12 protein-coding genes are annotated in these 18,547 nt (G+C 50.1%); 5 read left to right on the top strand and 7 right to left on the bottom strand.

The window, feature by feature from the left end; all coding sequences use genetic code 11:
* Positions 1-234: 234 nt before the first annotated feature.
* Positions 235-1,560, bottom strand: coding sequence for a helix-turn-helix domain-containing protein (locus KQI_RS0100075; protein ID WP_010344595.1), 1,326 nt, complete (start codon positions 1,558-1,560; stop codon positions 235-237).
* A gap of 685 nt (positions 1,561-2,245) precedes the next feature.
* On the opposite strand from KQI_RS0100075, the gene KQI_RS0100065 reads away from it, so the two are divergent.
* Positions 2,246-3,217 (top strand): ring-cleaving dioxygenase, encoded by a 972-nt coding sequence (locus KQI_RS0100065; RefSeq protein WP_010344593.1) that lies wholly within the window; start codon positions 2,246-2,248, stop codon positions 3,215-3,217.
* 88 nt (positions 3,218-3,305) lie between these two features.
* Here the strand turns inward: KQI_RS0100065 and KQI_RS0100060 are convergent, their stop codons facing one another.
* The 4 genes from KQI_RS0100060 to KQI_RS0100045 form a co-directional block, all read right to left on the bottom strand.
* A complete protein-coding gene (locus tag KQI_RS0100060) occupies positions 3,306-5,003 on the bottom strand; it encodes a M3 family oligoendopeptidase (RefSeq protein ID WP_010344592.1) in 1,698 nt (565 codons plus the stop codon).
* Between the two features lie 242 nt (positions 5,004-5,245).
* Positions 5,246-6,055, bottom strand: coding sequence for a bifunctional hydroxymethylpyrimidine kinase/phosphomethylpyrimidine kinase (gene thiD, locus KQI_RS0100055; RefSeq protein WP_010344591.1), 810 nt, complete (start codon positions 6,053-6,055; stop codon positions 5,246-5,248).
* 194 nt (positions 6,056-6,249) lie between these two features.
* Positions 6,250-7,656, bottom strand: coding sequence for a hypothetical protein (locus KQI_RS0100050; protein ID WP_010344590.1), 1,407 nt, complete (start codon positions 7,654-7,656; stop codon positions 6,250-6,252).
* A gap of 217 nt (positions 7,657-7,873) precedes the next feature.
* On the bottom strand, positions 7,874-9,799 hold the full coding sequence (locus KQI_RS0100045; protein ID WP_010344589.1) for a bifunctional 2',3'-cyclic-nucleotide 2'-phosphodiesterase/3'-nucleotidase: 1,926 nt from the start codon (positions 9,797-9,799) through the stop codon (positions 7,874-7,876).
* Positions 9,800-10,045: 246 nt separating this feature from the next.
* Between KQI_RS0100045 and KQI_RS0100040 the strand changes: the two genes are divergently transcribed.
* From KQI_RS0100040 to phnE (KQI_RS0100025), 4 genes are all read left to right on the top strand, one after another.
* The gene (locus tag KQI_RS0100040; protein ID WP_010344588.1) at positions 10,046-11,014 is read left to right on the top strand and encodes a phosphate/phosphite/phosphonate ABC transporter substrate-binding protein; all 969 of its coding nucleotides are present in this window, start codon (positions 10,046-10,048) and stop codon (positions 11,012-11,014) included.
* Between the two features lie 134 nt (positions 11,015-11,148).
* Complete coding sequence (phnC, locus tag KQI_RS0100035) at positions 11,149-11,919, top strand: phosphonate ABC transporter ATP-binding protein (protein WP_010344587.1); 771 nt, start codon at positions 11,149-11,151, stop codon at positions 11,917-11,919.
* Entirely contained in the window at positions 11,916-12,770 is an 855-nt protein-coding gene (gene phnE / locus KQI_RS0100030; RefSeq protein WP_010344586.1) for a phosphonate ABC transporter, permease protein PhnE, read from the top strand. Before phnC ends, phnE (KQI_RS0100030) begins: the two co-directional genes overlap by 4 nt.
* Positions 12,767-13,564: a phosphonate ABC transporter, permease protein PhnE gene (gene phnE, locus KQI_RS0100025; RefSeq protein ID WP_010344585.1), complete on the top strand. Its 798-nt coding sequence runs from the start codon at positions 12,767-12,769 to the stop codon at positions 13,562-13,564. The genes phnE (KQI_RS0100030) and phnE (KQI_RS0100025) overlap by 4 nt, the downstream gene beginning before the upstream one ends.
* A 153-nt stretch (positions 13,565-13,717) precedes the next feature.
* Here the strand turns inward: phnE (KQI_RS0100025) and KQI_RS0100020 are convergent, their stop codons facing one another.
* Positions 13,718-14,446 (bottom strand): thioesterase II family protein, encoded by a 729-nt coding sequence (locus KQI_RS0100020; RefSeq protein WP_010344583.1) that lies wholly within the window; start codon positions 14,444-14,446, stop codon positions 13,718-13,720.
* 70 nt (positions 14,447-14,516) lie between these two features.
* On the bottom strand, positions 14,517-18,419 hold the full coding sequence (locus tag KQI_RS0100015) for a non-ribosomal peptide synthetase (protein ID WP_010344582.1): 3,903 nt from the start codon (positions 18,417-18,419) through the stop codon (positions 14,517-14,519).
* Positions 18,420-18,547: the final 128 nt, after the last annotated feature.

Below are 18,547 nucleotides of genomic sequence, written 5' to 3'. Positions count from 1 at the left end.
TATTTAACGACTATTTCGCTTAATTGTTTTGACATATTATATCTTTGGTTTAGGGCCGTTACAATACTTTTGTTATATTTAATAACATATCAGCGTTATATAATTTTTTTATCATGCCGAATTCAAACAGATTCATCTACAAAAAAAACTCCCGAAGGTCAGGTTACTTCACCTGTTCTTCAAGAGCTTGCATCAGTATTTTTATAGTTCCAGCGTATTTCGTGTTGATTTGCGTTACCGCTTGAGCTGATAAATTTTACGCGGTCGCCCCCGACTCGTCTGGAGTTCTCCGCCTGTGGCGAGGGCCAGTCCATTCTCCACCAGCCCTAACATAATGCGCTGTGCATTGCGGACTGTCATGGACAAATCGGCAGCCAAATCCGATGCACTAAAACTTCCCCATCCCTTGCGGCGGGCTAACGCCTCGATTTTGCGGTACGTACGTATGCTGACCGCAGCCTGATTTAAGCGATCCAGCAGTTCCTGATCCTCTGTACGATATTCATACTCCAGTTCATCCTGCCCTCCAGCCGATTCCACCACGGTTCCGTCTGCCCTCACGATGATAATATCGCCCACTTCTCTGTCTTTGGCCGTCTGAATCGCCTTGCGTGCATGCTGCTCCGCCGAAAGGGCCGTTTCGCCAAAGCCTATACCAACCGCCACAGGCTGGCCTATCTCTGCCTCCAGCCGAAATACCGCTTCACGCAGCGCAGAAATTTCACGCTCCATCGCCCCACGCGAGCCGAATATCTGGTATCGACCATTTCCATTCTCCAGAAGGGAGCCATCCAGCTTGTCACAAAACTCCAACAGCACACGCTTGATCTCCAACTCCAGCAGCTGAACATAATATTTTGTGCCTGAACGCCCTGACACCTTGTCCAGGTTCTCTATTTCCACGATTTGCACGCCAATCTGGCTATCTTTAAAGTAGGAGGCTCGCTGCTTCTCGATGCTAATGCGAAGCGCCTGACGGATTTCCATACGAGTCACATCAATCTTGCTGCACGGCACTCCCCGTTCCAGCAGCCTTTTATGCACTGCATGCATACAGGTTAGAGCCGCCTGCGTCTGCCCGCTCTCCCACATTTGTATGTGAGCATCGGCTAATTCCGTTTCCTGTTGCTTATCCCGGTGTCCTTCCTGCTTTACCTCGAACATATGGATTGCAAACATGGATTCCGGCAGTTCCAACTCATCCAGCGATTCCTGCAGGTTAAACTCCTCCAGCTCCACCATATCCAGTGACATGCACGTAATTGCAGGAGATGAGTCCTTTAAAAGATGGAGAATGCCTTTGTACAGGCTGGCCCCTGTCGGAGAGCAATATACGATGCTGTCAGAGTCTATAAGCTGCGGTTTCGCTGCCATGTAAGGAATAGGTCCGGTAAAAAGCCATCCACTCACCTCTCCACGGTGAGCCGGGATGATAGATGCTGCTTCCACCAGATTTTCATACGGATAAGGGATTAGTCTCGCCGTATCTGCATACTCACGTCCCACCTCTATGATCCGATCAATTGAGGGTTTCGGACCCACTACTCCAATCGTATACATGAACATACTCCTCCTGATCTGTATGCAGGACAGCGATTATCAATCCCATGCCTGTCTTTGGCTATATCGTAGCTGTTTTATGGGGGAGTGGCAAGGTGTGTGCAGAGTGTGGTGAGTGTGGTGGTGGGTTTCGTGGGAAGTGGCGCTGCGCGAATGATTTGATCTTACGATCGCTGTTGCCACGGGATTCTTTGGATTGGATAGAACATGTAATGGTAAGAATCCCGCAAGCTTATGCTTTCGAAGCCAGCTTTCCTTTGGAAAGCTTTTAGGCGAACGCTTCGCTTCTACAGATTCAAATCCTCCGCTCCGCTGGCTTCCCGCCATTCCACTACCACATCTGCGTGAGGAGGTAAAGTATTGGAAAAGCGGATCTCATCGCTTCGCTCGATTCAATTTGATTGTTTACTACATTGATACATTATTAATGCTTTTTATAATAAGCTCGAAAAATGAACATGAAAACGGAGGAGGCGGAATGGTACTGTACAAGCGTAGCGGTAGCGATGGGAAGCACCATCCGACTGCGCAGTGGCGCAAAGGTAATTACGATAAATAAATTGAGTTGACAAACAATCAAAAATAATATATCTTAATATCAAGATAATAAATTATAAATAAAAGTTTACGACTGTTTATTTTGCTTCGAAAAAACGAATCATATAAAACCAAGGAGGACAATGACATGAAATTGTTAGGATTGCATCACGTATCGGCGATTACAGCGGCGGCGGCTAAAAATGTTGATTTTTATACTCAGGTTATGGGACTTCGGCTGATCAAGAAAACGGTGAATCAGGATGATGTTAGTGTATATCACCTCTTCTACGGAGATGAGCGTGGAACTGCGGGGACGGAAGTTACATTCTTTGAAATTCCACATGCCGGACAAACTCGTACTGGGAATAACAGCATTTCGGCGCTCTCCCTGCGCGTACCGAATGACAAGGCACTGGATTACTGGAAAAACCGCTTTGAGCAGCTGGATGTAAAACATGGCGAAATTACGGATCAAGCGGGACGTCTGGCGCTTTCGTTCGAGGATTTTGAAGGACAACGTTTCTTCCTCGTTTCAGATGAGCATGATAATGGAGTGCGCGGCGGTACGCCTTGGGAGAAAAGCCCTGTCCCTGCTGAATATGCCATCGTGGGACTTGGACCGGTCCATCTGACCATTCCCAAAGCGGAGAATACAATTCTTATTCTTGAACAGGTTATGGGCTTCCGCAAAAAGGGCTCCTATCCTTCCCCTGTTGCCGGACAACCGGATGTAGTCATCTATGAAACGGGTGAAGGTGGTACCGGAACTGAGATTCATCTGGAAGAGCGCAACGATCTCCCACAAGAGCGGCCAGGACGAGGCAGTGTGCATCACGTAGCCTTCCGTGTTGAAACCGAGGAAGAGCTCAAACAATGGGTGGAACGTATTAGTCAACTGCAAATTTCCAACTCAGGCTTTGTAGATCGCTTTTATTTCCGTTCCTTGTACTTCCGTGAGCCAAACGGCATTCTGTTTGAATTGGCTACCGATGGACCCGGCTTTGACACCGACGAGGAATTGGAGTTTTTGGGGGAATCTCTGTCACTGCCTCCATTCTTGGAGTCGCGCCGTGCAGAAATTGAAGCCAATCTCAAGCCACTTAACACCAAACATTAATTGAATTTTCATTTACGCAAAAGGGCATTCCGCCATCTGCAAGCCTTTCGGCTATAACAGGTAAGCGAAATGCCCTTTTTGGTTATGCTTACAGCTTTTGATCATCCACGCTGTTCAGCCATGCTTCGATTTCTCCGATCACAGAGGCGATACAGCCATCCTGAAACGGCGAGATCAGTCCAGCCAGCTCAACCAATCCGGTAAAAGAACGGCTCCCCCCGGCACGGCACAGTTTCAAATAATCCTCCCATGCCGCTGTCCGGTCGATGCTCATACGTTTCCAGAACTGGAATGCGCACAATTGCGCGAGTGTGTAGTCAATATAGTAGAACGGGGATTGAAAAATATGCCCCTGCTTGTGCCAAAATCCGCCCTGCTCCAGATACTCGTTACCTTCATAGTCCAGATGCGGTTTATACTTGCGTTCTATGGAGCGCCATGCGCTTTTACGTTCGGCCGGGGTCCAATCCGGATGCTCATATACAGCATGCTGGAATTCGTCAACAGCTACGCCGTAAGGCACGAACAGCAACGAAGAGGACAGATGTTCAAAGTGATATTTGTCCGTATCTTCTTCAAAAAACAGCTTCATCCAAGGCCATGCAAAAAACTCCATACTCATAGAGTGGATCTCAGCCGCCTCCATGGTTGGCCAGTGATACTCCGGAATTTCAAAATGGCGGCTCTCATAGACCTGGAACGCATGACCTGCTTCATGCGTCAATACGTCGATGTCACCGGATGTACCATTAAAATTGGAGAAAATAAACGGTGTACCATATTCGCTCAGAAAGGTGCAATAGCCACCGCTTTGCTTGCCCTTTTTACTGATCAGGTCCATCAATTCCCGTTCGATCATAAAGCTGAAAAATGCATGTGTTTCCGATGAAAGCTCCTCATACATACGTGCTCCATTACGAAGGATCCACTCCGGGTCACCTTTCGGCGTAGGGTTGCCTGACAGAAAATTGAAGCCTTCATCATAATAACGAAGCCGATCTACACCGATCCGTTCGCGCTGACGTTCCTTCAGCTTGGTTGCCAGGGGAACGATGTGCTTCAGCACCTGCTCGCGGAAATTCGCAACCATCGTGGCATTGTAATCTGTACGTCCCAAGCGGGCATAGCCCAGTTCTACGAAGTTGTCGTACCCCAGCTTATGTGCCATGCGTGTACGTACCTTGACCAATTCATCATAAATCCGATCCAGCTCGTCCTCATGCTCACTCATAAATTGATATTTAGCCTCGGATGCCTGTTTGCGTGTTTCCCGGTTGGTATCCAATTCAAATGGCAAAAGCTGTGCTAACGTGCGTTCTTGCCCTTCAAACTGGATCTTGGCGGAAGCAATGAGCTGGGCATATTCGGAAGTCAGCTTATTTTCCTGCTGCAAATCCTCGATAATATCCGGGTGGAACGACTTGAGTGCTACCTCGGCAATGCTGAAAAGCTGACTGCCCCATTGACTCTCCAGTTCAGCTCTGAACGGAGAGTCCACCAATGCCCGGTAGTAATCCGTTACATACTCCTGAATGACAGGCATGAAATCATCAGCATACTCTTGCTCCGCTTTGTAAAAGGCGTCCTCCGTATTAATGGAGTGCCGAACTTCCACCAATTGCAATTGCGTTTCCACATGACTGCGCAGCTTGTTAATCGCATGAATCACTTCATTTTGACGTTCTACGCTATCCGCCTCGCGAAACTGCTGCAACAGCGTTTTAAACCGCTGTTCAATTTCAGGCTGCTCTGGTCGGCTGTAAGCCATTTGGCTGAATAATGTCATTGCTATCGCTCCCCCCTCAGTGTAATAAACCTGATGCCTATTATACAGTACGATTAGACAAAACTGGAAGCAATAGCTCAAAAAAAGACAACCTCAAAAGCCGCAATACCAAGTACTGCGGCTTTTGGAGCCAAGCTGACTTTTATCTCAGGGATATCTTTGCCTAGAGCAATTTTTATATATATGCGGCCTAATGGAGATTTATAAGGCCTTCCTTGTTACTGCTTATTGATTTTGTATACTTATTGATTCTGTAAACGGTGTGCGGCATGCAGGGTCGGACCGACGAATTCATTCAGCTTGAAGCTGCCTTCAATGGCCTGTGTGATAAATTTCTTGGCCTGATCCACCGCTTCACGTACAGTCAGCCCTTGGGCCAAACCAGCTGTGACCGCTGCCGAAGTGGTGCAGCCTGCACCATGGGTAAAGCTCGTTTTTACCACATCCGCTTCAAACCAGTCAAAAGTAATTCCGTCATACAGCAGGTCCATCGCTTTGCCTGCGCGAATTTTACCACGGTCCTTGATCAGCACGTGCTTCGCTCCGCGCTCATGGATAATGGCTGCCGCTTCCTGCATCTGCTCCAGCGTCGTGATCGGTCCATTCTTCGCCAGCTGCGAAGCCTCGAACAAGTTCGGCGTTACCAGGTCAGCACCAGGAATTAACAATTCCAGCATCGCCTCTGTATTTTCCGGCTGAAGCACTTCATCCGTACCTTTGCAGACCATAACCGGGTCAATGACGATCCGCTTCAGATCATGCTTTTTCAAATGGCTGGCTACCAGCTCGATAATATCAACGGAACCAAGCATTCCGGTTTTCATCGCATCAAAACCGATACCTTCCAATACAGTACGCAGCTGCGCTTCTACCACATCCAACGCAACAGGATATACAAGATGGTCCCAGGTTTTAGGCCCCATCGCAACTACGGTTGTCAATACAGTCATGCCATATACGCCAAGCTCCTGAAAGGTTTTCAGGTCTGCCTGAATACCCGCTCCTCCGCTTGTGTCGGAGCCCGCTATCGTTAATGTTTTGGGAATCGTCATTTGTACATGCTCTCCTTCACTTTCTGTGCTGCATTTATCCTAATCCCGCATGCGAAACTTGTCAACGCGCAAAGCGTCCTTTCCATGCCAAAAGTCACAAGAACCAGCAACAACTAAAAAACGAGAACATTCCCCTTTGGAACGGGAACATCCTCGCAAGAACGTGTTATATGAAGAGCTCGCATGAATTAGAATTACGAATATCCACCGGTACTGTGATCATAGGCATGATTCTTTTCATTTCTCCGTACGCCGAGACAGAGGCTTTGATACAAATGCTGCTGTTCCGGAGTCGCAAAATTCCGGTGCTGCTCAAATAGGGCCATACAACCGATGATATGCTCGGTATAGCTATTATCTACAGACAGCTGTAAGCAATGCAGTGTTTGTCCCAATCCCTCAGAGAAATCGCCCTTTCGAAAATGATATTCCGCATACACCTTACAAAAGGATGCAAAGCGAAATGCATTAAAGTGCTTGTGATAATGAGTGTCCCATTGTTCCGGTGCAAGCTCCCAGAAGCTCTCGAGCTGCTGACTGAACAGTCCCAGCTCTGCATCCACAAAATAACCGAACCGGTTCGCTGATTCGAGCAATGTGTTCAAGCCTTCCAGCGTCTCATCCGGATGCTCGCGCAGATAAGTAATATACTCATAGATTGAAGAAGTATTACCCATTTTAATTTCAATACAAAGTCGGTTGCCCCGAGCATATACACGGTGCATTTCGACTACTTTCCGGCCTTCCTCGTCCAGGCCCTCAAACCAGCTTAAATCTGCATAACCTTCAATCCATTGCTTGGATTCTTCATATCTGCCCTGAAACTCATAGCAGCTAGCCTTTAGCAGATGTCCCTGGGCATAGTAATAAACGAGCGGCTTAAGCAGCTCCAGGTGCTCATCCCCAAATCGATTCCGATTACGATACAATGCCTGCGCCAGTTCTCTTAGCTCATCCGCATACATTTCCATCTCGGACCATTGCATTTTTGACGCAAACACTTGGGACAGCATATGTAAGCCTTCCAATGCGTAAGTTTCCGGTAGACGACTGCGGTATAAATGGAATTGTACAGCAGCCTTCAAGTTCCGCTTGTTATCCATAATCTGAACCTGGAAAATACGAAAATAGCTGATCGCCAAGCGTTCGGAATGGGTATACTTCTCACTCTCGATAACACAATCATACAGAAGCATGGAAGCTTCATGTCGAACATTCTCAAACATCTCTTCTGCTGTCTCAAAAATAGCCGGAATGTTCGATAAATCATCCATCAGATAGCCAAGCACACTACGTATGCAGTCCAGCTTGTTCAACTCCGAGCAACGGAGAAGAAACGGACGCAGCCTCCGCCAGTGCGGCAAGGAATGAACAAAGCATTCATCCACATACATCTCGAACAAAGCTCCTTCTTCCAATCCCATGGCCTCGGTGATTAGATCAAGCTGATTAACTGAAATTGGCCGTGGAGGGTTCCGGTTAAGAATACCGCTGAGTGTACCCGGATTTACCTTGGAAGCATCTGCAAAACACTGCATCGAAATACCTTCACTTTGAATATACTTTTCAATTTCTGCGCGAATCGTGGTGTTTTTTTCCAAAGGGACACCCCCTCAAACGAATGATAGTGACTTTATCATTACCTTTTAAACCAAAATTTGTTTAAACAAAGTATATGTCTTATTATACGGGAGGTCAATAACTTAAACGCGACTCCGGACATATGAAATCACGAATTTTGTACGATATTAAATCCGTTTTGTGAAAAAAGACCGCCCCCGAAGGTTTGGTCTGTTCATGTTTCGTGATGCTGTAGACTTATGAGGGCAGGGAATATTTAGGTATTGATTTACAGCCGAAATCAATAGCAAACTTGGCGTATCCTTCTATGGTTAATCCTTCATAAAGCAGCTCCGAATAAGCTTGGGCGGCCTGTATGGCTTGCGGAGAGCTCAGAAATGTCACATGTGGACGCCCTTCCCATGGCACAAGGGACCAGTGGCCATCAGCTTTGGGCGTTAATGTCTTCATATGCCGCACATATTCGGTCAGCACATGCCGATTTTCATCCGGTGAAGCAAGTACAATTCGTTCTCCACCCGGATTAACGAGCGTGGAGGAGAACGCGCGGTAGTTGTTCGTGACCACCAGATAACTCCGCTGCATATCCATCGGCTGGCCTTCAAAAGACATATGAAGGATTCTGTGCACATCCGGCTCCTTTAATTTCCCGGCAACATCATATCTGGCAGGCTGCGTTACATCAATTTGATACCTGATCCCGTCGATGATATCAAAATTAAAGCTCGGAAAATCAGGATCAATCAGCTCTTGCTCATGTTCCGCCAAAGGATCAATCTGCCGGAATTGTCCGGCAGACCACTCAAGCCATTCCCGAATTTCCGCCCCGGTCAGCCGGACGACATGCAGCGTATTCGGGAAGTTGTACAGATCGGCGATATGCTTGATCGCCAACATCCCTGCTGGAATATCGGTGTAGTAAGATGGGCCGTATCTGCCGCCCGTTTTAAATGGAGCCGCTGCTGACAGAACGGGTAAATCCTCGTATTCGCTCCCTTGCATCTGCTGCTTCACATACCAAATTTGTGCATCATTTACAAGCTGAACCGAAGCATCGTCCATGACCTGGGCAAAGAAGCTGTTCACCGCCATCGTCGTCCGACCGACAGGAGCACGAATATACTCCAGTGTCCCGGCGTGCTCCTCTGCTACCGACAGCTGAATTACAGCATCCGGTTGTACCAGCGCTTCCTTCCGTACCGGATCATACACCGGGCGTACCTCGGCAGAGGATGCGGCCACTTCCCACTTTTCATCCATAAGAAAAAGGTCGAGGTCAATAATACCCAGATGATCCCCCCAGAAGCCCGGCTCTACCGCCGGGATATCGTGAATCGTGCCTCGCTCCGTATCAACACCCGTTTTACCGACAAACGAAGGTCCGGGGAATACTTTATGTGCATGACCAAACAGAATGGCGTCAATCCCCTCCACTCTGCTCAGTGGCAGCACCGTATTTTCCATATATGGCGTTTCAGGAATATCCTCAAAGCCCGCATGGGGCATGACAATGATTAGATCGGCTCCCTCGGCCTTCATTTGTGGAATAAACCGTCTCGCTGTTTCCAGCATATCCTTGACAATGATTTTTCCTTCCAGCCATGCCTTGTCCCATTGCATAATTTGTGGCGGTACCAAGCCGATGACTCCCACCTTCAAAAGGTGCTTGCCGCCTGCTTCATCCTCAACCGTCTTGTCCAGCAGCAGATATGGTGTGAAATAGTTTTGTTCATTTTCTCCCGCTACATAAATGTTGGCATTTATATAAGGAAATTGCGCTCCCTGAAGACAGGTCTGCAAATATTCCAATCCATAGTTAAATTCATGATTACCGATATTCCCTGCCTCGTACCCCATAAGATTCATCGCTTTGAAAGCGGGATGTACCGCGCTAGGGTCCTGTTGAAGACGCTGTACAGCATAATCCCCCATCGGATTCCCCTGAATGACATCCCCGTTATCCAGCAGGAGATGGTTGGGCACCTCAGACCGGGCCGCTTGAATCAAGCTGGCGGTTTGCGCCAGACCATACTGCAACGTTTCCTCATCTGCATAATAATCGTAATTCCACAAGCTGACATGCAGGTCCGTCGTAACCATGATGCGAAATTTCACCCTCACCGGACCTGACGTTTCCAGATGTATGCCTTTATTTATATCCAATTCTTGTTCTCTCCCTCAGCTTCGGTCATAGAGCTTGAACAAGTCTAGCAGGCCAATATTAAGAGAATGTTAAATAAATGAAACGGGCAGCTATATGATAAATTTTACATTGCTTTTACCAAAGTCAGGAGTGTTTTTAACCCTAGTTGTCGGACGAACTGCTAGGATTTGGTGTGTTACAGAATTTACAGAGCTAGCTGTTATTGGGCATCACTTCTTTATTACTATATTTAGGGGGAAATTATTTTGTTCAAAAAAGCATTGACCTTGTGCATGACCTTCACACTGGCAGCAGGTCTGGCCGCTTGCGGCTCCAATGCAAGCAACAACAACAGCACGTCCACTCCAGGCACAGATGGCACAAAAAGCGAAAGCACAGCCTATGTTCCTTCAGAGTTAAAGGTACAGTTCGTTCCTTCCCAAAATGCAGATACGCTCGAAGCCAAAGCCAAGCCGCTCGAAAAACTGCTGGGGGACAAGCTTGGAATCCCGGTAAAAGTCACCGTATCTCCCGACTACAACACAATCGTGGAAGCCATGTCTTCCAAACAAGTAGATGTAGGTTTCCTTCCACCGAACGCTTATGTACTGGCACATGATAACCGTAAAGCGGCCGATTTGCTGCTGCAAGCCCAACGCTACGGCATTGAAGATGCCACAGGCAAGGACACAGCTGAAAAAGTAAACTTTTATAAAGCGATGATCGTGGTCAAAAAAGATTCTCCGATTAAAAGCCTGGCTGATCTGAAGGGCAAAAAAGTCGGCTGGCAGAATGTAACCTCCTCCGCAGGCTACGTGTATCCCGCAGCAGAGCTGAAAAAAGCGGGCGTGGACCCGGACACGGATGTACAGGGTGTAACGATCAAAGGCCATGATGCCGCTATTCTGGCGCTGCTGAATGGTCAGGTTGACGCTGTAGCTGTTTTCCAGGATGCCCGCAACACGGTGAAGAAGGAAATACCAGACGTATTTGAAAAAACACGTGTCATCCATTACACAGCTAAAATTCCGAATGACACGGTCAGCGTGCGTTCCGATATGGATCAAGCGTGGAGAGACAAAATCAGCCAAGCCTTTATCGATATCGCCAATGATCCAGAGGGCGGCAAAATCATTAAAGAAATTTACACACACGTAGGTTATGAAAAGGGCGACGATAAAAACTTCGACTCTGTACGTGAATATGCCGAAGCCGTCGGCCAAGCGGTGAAGTAATACAAACACGCGAGGAATTGTAATCAAGCAGCACCTATGAAACAGGCATTACGAATGACAGGGCAGCACCGTCCATGTATTCATGGCGGTGTTGTTTTCATTCCACCCCATCGGGGGGAGAAAGCGGGGAGCACATGATCGAATTCCATAACGTATCGAAAACGTACCCGAACGGCACCAAAGGGTTGAACAATATTAATTTGACGATTAAAGAGGGCGAAATGGTCGTCATTGTCGGCTTGTCCGGTGCAGGCAAGTCCACCCTGCTGCGTTCCATTAACCGCCTGCATGACATTACCTCTGGCGACATTGTTGTGGGTGGCAGGTCTGTTACGTCCGCGGGAAGCAGCGAGCTACGGCGCATTCGCCGCGACATCGGCATGATCTTTCAAAGCTTCAACCTGGTTAAGCGCTCGACTGTGCTCCGCAACGTACTTTCCGGCCGTGTCGGCTATCATTCGACACTGCGAACCATTCTCGGCCTCTTTCCGAAGGAGGATGTCGAGCTGGCACTAACGGCGCTGGGGCGCGTGAATATCCGCGAAAAAGCCTACAGCCGGGCCGATGAGCTGTCCGGTGGTCAGCAGCAGCGTGTATCCATTGCCCGTGCGCTGGCGCAGGAGGCCAAGATCATTCTGGCGGACGAGCCTGTCGCATCGCTTGATCCGCTGACCACCCGTCAGGTCATGGACGACCTCCAGCGGATCAACCGTGAAATGCAGATTACGACCATCGTCAATCTGCATTTCATTGATCTGGCGCGCGAATATGCGACGCGGATTATCGGACTGCGCGCGGGAGAGGTCGTCTTTGACGGCACGCCAGAGGAAGCTACGGACGAGGCTTTTGCGGAAATCTACGGCCGGGCTATCAAGCATGATGAGCTGCTCGGAGTAGGATCATGAAGCCCGACTCTACTGCCCGGCCGCTCGCTCAGGCACAGCCGTCACCACATGCCGGGCCACCGCAGCCAGGCATGCCGCCCGCAGGGCCACCCTTGCCGGGGCGTTACAAGCGTTACGCCACCTGGATGATTTTTATTGTGGTGCTGGTTGCCTGCTCCATTCATACGGATGCTACGCCTTACCAGTTGATCGTCGGCTTGCCCGAGATGGGCAAGCTGCTGGGCGAAATGTTCCCGCCTGACTGGAGCTACCTGCCTACCATCTGGAAGCCGATGCTGGAAACGATCCAGATCGCCATTGTCGGCACGACACTGGGAGCCATCCTGGCTATCCCGGTCGCGTTGCTATGTGCCTATAATGTGATGCCGCGCAAGCTGATTTCGCTGCCGATGCGCACGCTCCTGAATTTGGTGCGGACGATCCCGGATTTGCTGTTCGCCTCCATCTTTGTGGCCGTGTTCGGCATCGGTCCGTTTGCAGGGATGCTCGCCCTGCTCTTCTTCTCCTTCGGCATCATAGCCAAGCTGACGTTCGAGGCGATTGAAGCCATTGATCCCGGACCGCTGGAGGCCATGACTGCCGTCGGCGCAAGCCGCATTCAGGTCATTGTCTTCGGTGTTGTGCCGCAGGCATTGCCTTATTTTGTGTCATACTTGCTGTACACCTTTGAGGTTAATGTGCGTGCGGCTTCCGTTCTGGGCCTGGTCGGCGCTGGCGGTATCGGTCTGCTGCTTGACCGTTCGCTCGGTCTGTTCCGATATGACCGGGCAAGCATCATTATTCTACTGACCCTCGTCATCGTCCTTGCGATTGATTACGGCAGCAACCTGCTACGGAGGAAATTATTATGAATGATCCTACGCTTCGCAGACCTATCGGCTCCCGCCTGCGCCTATGGGCAATAGCTATTCTGCTTATCGTCATTTATATTTGGGCTTTTCGCGGAATGCAGTTTGAAGGATTACAGGGAACGGCCAAAAGTGTCTCTGTCGCCATATTGGACGGCTTCCTGCATCCAGACTGGTCATTCGTCTACATCCCTGAAGGAGAGGATTTATTGCGTGGACTGCTGGATACGCTGGTCATTTCGATTCTCGGAACCTTCGTATCCGCGTTTGTCTGTCTTCCATTCGCCTTTTGGGCGTCCAGCAATATGACCCGCCTGCGTCCCTTTTCAGGCAGTGGAAAGTTTGTACTTAGTGTCATCCGGGTATTTCCCGAAATGATCGTCGCCATCCTGTTTATTAAAGCCGTTGGTCCTGGCTCGTTTGCCGGGGTGCTTGCCCTTGGCATTCATTCCATCGGCATGCTGGCGAAGCTGTTCTCGGAAACGATCGAAAGTGTCGATCACGGGCCGCAGGAAGCTTTGATCGCGTGTGGCGCCAATCGTCTGCAGGTGATTTTCTTTGCCGTACTGCCGCAGGTGATCCCACAGTTTCTTTCCTATTCGCTCTATCGTTTTGAAATTAATATCCGCTCTGCCACCACGCTTGGTCTGGTCGGTGCAGGCGGTATTGGTACTCCGCTGCTGTTTGCACTCCAAATGCGCAACTGGAACCGTGTAGGCGTTATTTTGCTCGGTATTGTGGTTCTGATCATTTTGACGGATCTGATTTCCGGCTGGCTGCGTAAACGGATCGTATAGTTTTAAATGCCGAAAAAGCCTCCCTTGTAGTAAAATGGCCAGCCTTACGCGCCATTTTACCAAAGAGAGGCTTCTTCATGTCTATCTACAAACGCACGAACAGTGATTCAGAACCAATTCCGCGCTTTATTATCCATACCGCAGTACAACCTTCTATGTCAGCGTGGAGGCCGAAGCGAAGATAGAGCGGATCGCATCGGACACCTGCTCCGTTTCACTCAACAGATACATATGACCTCCAGGGAAGCGGTGAAACGCAACCTTTTCTCCCCATCGCGCCCAACCGTCGGCATCACGCACACAAGCCTCGTCTTCATTGCCGTTAAAAATATGCATTTCCGACTGAAGCGGTGTCATATCGCTTGGCCGAAATGTCTCCAGCGCTTTGAAATCCGACCGGAACGGTGGCAGGAAAAATTCGAGCATTTCCCGGTTATTCGCCAGTTCGGGTGGAATGCCGTTCAAGCTGATCACATAATCGGCGAAAGCGCCATCCTCCATATGAGAACGGACGGGACGCTTGATATCCGGCGGCTGGACGGCCGAAACGATGACCGCTTCCGGAAAAAGCCCTTTTGACTCCAGTATCTGCGCCAATCTATAAGCCACGATCCCTCCCATACTGTGTCCAAACAGGATGAAAGGTTTGTGAAGCTGAGGCAGCAGTGCCGCCTCATACATGCTGACCAGCCGTTCGAGATCGTCCACCAGCGGCAATCGGTTGCTTCCATGACCAGGAGGCTCGGCGGCAAGCACTTCAAATCGGTCCTGCAAGCTGTCATGCAACGGGCGGAAGGCAGCGGAATATCCCCCCGCAAACGGAAAACAAATAAAATGGGTGTGGTCTGATGGATTACCAAACCTTTTGATCAAATCGTTCATGCTCCTGCTCCCTCCAAATGATTGCTTATTCGTAAAATTGTCCGCTTCCAGTACCCGGATGCTCCATCAGTCAAATGTGCTGCTTTAAGCTGTCGTTTTGTACTATATCGGTAATCAGCCTGCCGTTCATTTCGGCCATCTCACCATAAAGCATTTCGTCGTGCTTCCCACAGCCTTGATGCTCAATGACCGTTCCCGTTGTTCCTTCCCGCCAAGAAGACAGCCACTTCGGAAGAGGCTGCACATGGTCCGCTCCGATAAAATGAATATCGGCCTTTACCTTCCCTTTGTTGACTAATTCAGCGTGATACGCGTAATAAGCCGTCATTTTGCGTTGCATGCCTTTACGTACCGCTTCGATTTGCAAATATGGATTATCCCGGTTCGCTTCCATCAAAGCGGCAGCATCGTCTTCTGCTGATCGCCCCTTAAGGTCGCTGACGTCAGTTTTCAGATACGAATCGACCATGACAAGCTGTCTCACAGTTCTTCCCCGGCCTTCAAGTTCTTTGGCTGCTTCAAATGCCAACCCGCAGCCCGCAGAGTATCCGAGCAAAACGAATGGCCCTTCTGGCTGTAGTGCCTCCATCGCGTCTGCATATTGTCCAATTCGATCTTCTTCTTCCACGAAATCAAAAGCCTGCATCCGGATATCCGGTAAAAATTTCGCCAGGCCGCTGAACATAATGCCATATCCGAGCACTGGCGGAAAAGTAAAAACAGCCATTTTCCCATCTGGATTGAACACAGTTGTCCCGCAGCGGGAACCAGGTTCTTCTGTCACGCTGGATGCTGCATTCCCACCTTCCAGCGAGGCGGCCAAATCGGCAATCGTTGGCTTGGAGAAAAGCAGCCCAACATGAACGTCCAGGTCCAGTTCTTTGAGCATTCTGCCGCACAGCGCCATCGCCTTCAGCGAATGCCCGCCTGCCGCAAAGAAGTTGTCGTGAATGCCGATTTGCGGAACACCGAGTACCTCTGCCCACAGCTTCGCCAGCACCGCTTCCATTTCGGTGCGCGGAGGTGCAGCTTCGGCAGCCGGGCTGCGACATTCGGCTGCTGGTAGCAAACGGCGGTTCACTTTGCCGTTCGAGGTCAGCGGCAGCCGGTCAAGCACCACGTAAGATGCCGGCACCATATACGATGGCAAATGGGTGGCCAAATGACTCCGCAACTGCTCTGGCACCGGCTGCTCTCCCGGACGGGGGACAACATAAGCGCACAGGAACGTTTCGCCTTCATCGCTGCGGACTGCCAGCACGATTGCCTCTTTCACAAGGGGATGGCCATGCAGCATCGCTTCAATTTCACCTAATTCAACCCGATGGCCGCGGATTTTCACCTGATCGTCCACACGGCCAACAAATTCGATATTACCGCCAGGCAGCCAACGCGCCAAATCGCCACTTCGGTAACATCGGCGGCCCTTGTGAAACGGATGAGGCACGAATTTTTCGGCGGTTAACTCCGTCCGGTTCAAATAACCTTGCGCAACTCCGTCGCCTCCGATCCACAGCTCACCGACCGCTTCAAGCGGCTGAAGCTGGCCCGAAGGACCAACAATGTATGCATCCGTCTGGTTGAGCGGCCGTCCGATCGGAACCGCGGCGACATCTTTCGGCACCTCGTCCACCGGATAAAAGGTGGCGAAGACCGTTGTTTCCGTCGGCCCGTAGACGTGGATGATACGGCCCGGCCCCATGGCGGCCAGGGCCTTCCGGACGTGACGGACCGAGGACCGCTCCCCGCCGAACAGTACTTTGCGGACCCCTTTCATCCACTCGGAGCCCGAATCCACCAGTACGTTAAATAATGCTGTCGTAACAAACATGACGGTGACACTTTCATCCTCGATCGTCTGCATCAATTTACCGACATTGAGAATCGTTTCATTCGCGGCAATAATCAGCTTTGCTCCGTTCAGCAATGCTCCAAACAGATCGAAGGTGAAGCCGTCGAATGCGTAGTTTGACAGAGAGAGCAGCGTGTCGCTAGCAGCAATATCGATGTAATTCGTCCTGTGGACGACTCTGATGATGTTGTCATGCGTCGTCAGATTGCCTTTCGGGTTGCCTGTCGTACCGGACGTGTACATCACGTAAGCGATATCGTCCGGAGTTATTTCACAGGTAGGCGCCAAGTGGTTATCCGATTCGTCTCCTGCAGCAAAAGCGCCAGTCTCCCCGTCTTCCATCCTTACTTCATCCAGGTACAACCGCTGTCCAGTGTAGCCGGAAGCATCGGCCAGACTGTCCGTTGCCCGGTGCAGCAGAAGCAGCTGTGCAGCACTGTCCTCCAGCATATAGCGGATGCGTTCCTCGGGATACGCCGGATCCATCGGCATGTAGGCGCCGCCTGCTTTCAATATAGCCAAGATGCCTACAACCATTTCGACTGATCGGTACGCAAGCATCCCTACGATGGAGCCACGCCCTATTCCGCACTGGCGCAATCTCCACGCGAGCCGGTTTGCCGCATCGTTTAGCTCCGCATAGGTGAGCGTAACAGCTCCGGCAACCAATGCGATTTGGTCAGGCGTTTCCTTTACCGTGAATTCAAATCGCTGCGGTAGCGTCATTCGCTCTCTATTCTGCGGCTCTTCAGGATTAAAGGATAATAGCAAGCGCCGTTCTTCGTCCGGCACGACCTCCATGTTGCCAAGCTTCATGTCCGGGTTTAGGATCATTTGCACGATAACGAAAGTCAGTTGATCTTTTAGCCGCCCAATGAAGGACGGATCAAATACGCTCGCATTATATGCAAATTTCAACAGCATCTCATCTCCAGGGGAGGCCATCACATTCAGATCATAATTCGACTGTTCAAATACCTCTGTTGTACTGGTCGTAAATCCGAGATCATTCTCCTCCTTCTTACCGCCGTTTTCCTGAAGTGGATAATTCTCAAACACGATGACATGATCAATCAAATCAGGCTGAGCCGCACGGCTCTGGATATCGTACAGCGGCACATATTGATGCGGCTCTGCCAACAGCGTCTGCTCCTGAATTTCGGTCAGCAGATCGCTTACGGTCATTTCGTTCGTCAAAACGACGCGCTTCGGCACAACGTTGATGAACAGGCCGACCATGCTCTCGATGCCGGCGATTTCCGCCGGACGGCCCGACACGACTGTACCGAACATGATATCGTTCGAACGCTGGTATCTGCCCACCAATATGGACCAGGCGGCCTGAACTGCGGTGCTCAAGGTTACACTCCATTTTCGCGTCAGTTCCGTCAGCGACCGGGTCTGCTCGGTTGTCAGACGAAACAGCAGCTCTGCCGGTTCATAGGCCCGCCCTTGTCCCTTGCGCCGCTGCTCGGCGAATGTTGTCTGCCCTTCGTATCCGTCGGTGTAGTTGTCCCAGAAAGTGAGCGATTTCGTTTTATCCCTCTTCTCTAGCCACTCAATATATTCCTTATAAGGTTTTGCCGGTCTAAAGCTGTAAGGTTTGTTTTGAAGAAGTGCCGCATAAACATCAAACAACTCCTGCGCCACAATGCCAAAGCACCAGCCGTCCAGAATAATATGGTGATAGCTCCATATCCACGTGTATGTATCGGGTCCGGTTTTGAATACGGCTGTCCTCATCGGAATATCCTTGGACAGGTCGAAGCCGCGCTCCTTATCCTTTCTTTTGTATTCCTCGATTGTCTGCTTCCACCGTTCAGGCGGCAATTGCGACAAATCGGTCTCCTCGATCCTGTAGCGCCGTTCCTTCAAAACGACCTGTAGGGGCCGCTTCATTTTTTCATGAAGAAACACCGTGCGGAAAACGTCATACCGTTCGATCACGATGTTCATGCTTCTTTCCAGCAGATCGGTCCGGAACGATCCCTTGATGTTCATTTCGATTTGCTCGATATAGAAGCTTTGCCCGGCATGAAGCAGCGTATGAAACAGCATGCCCTCCTGCATGGGCGACAAATAGTAAATATCCTGCACCTGGTCTTTCTGAAATTGACTCATGGACTTCCCCCTTATAAGCTCTGGCTTAATCCGCATACGCAGGTCGGGAAAACACACTCTCCCGGCTGCGTTGAACTCTGGTCCGTTATACCGTCAAAATCGGCGTCCGGGCTCCGGTTCGTGTTGGC

This window comes from Paenibacillus peoriae KCTC 3763 (assembly GCF_000236805.1).
Classification (GTDB): domain Bacteria; phylum Bacillota; class Bacilli; order Paenibacillales; family Paenibacillaceae; genus Paenibacillus; species Paenibacillus peoriae.
This window is presented reverse-complemented; position numbering and strand designations above follow the sequence as displayed.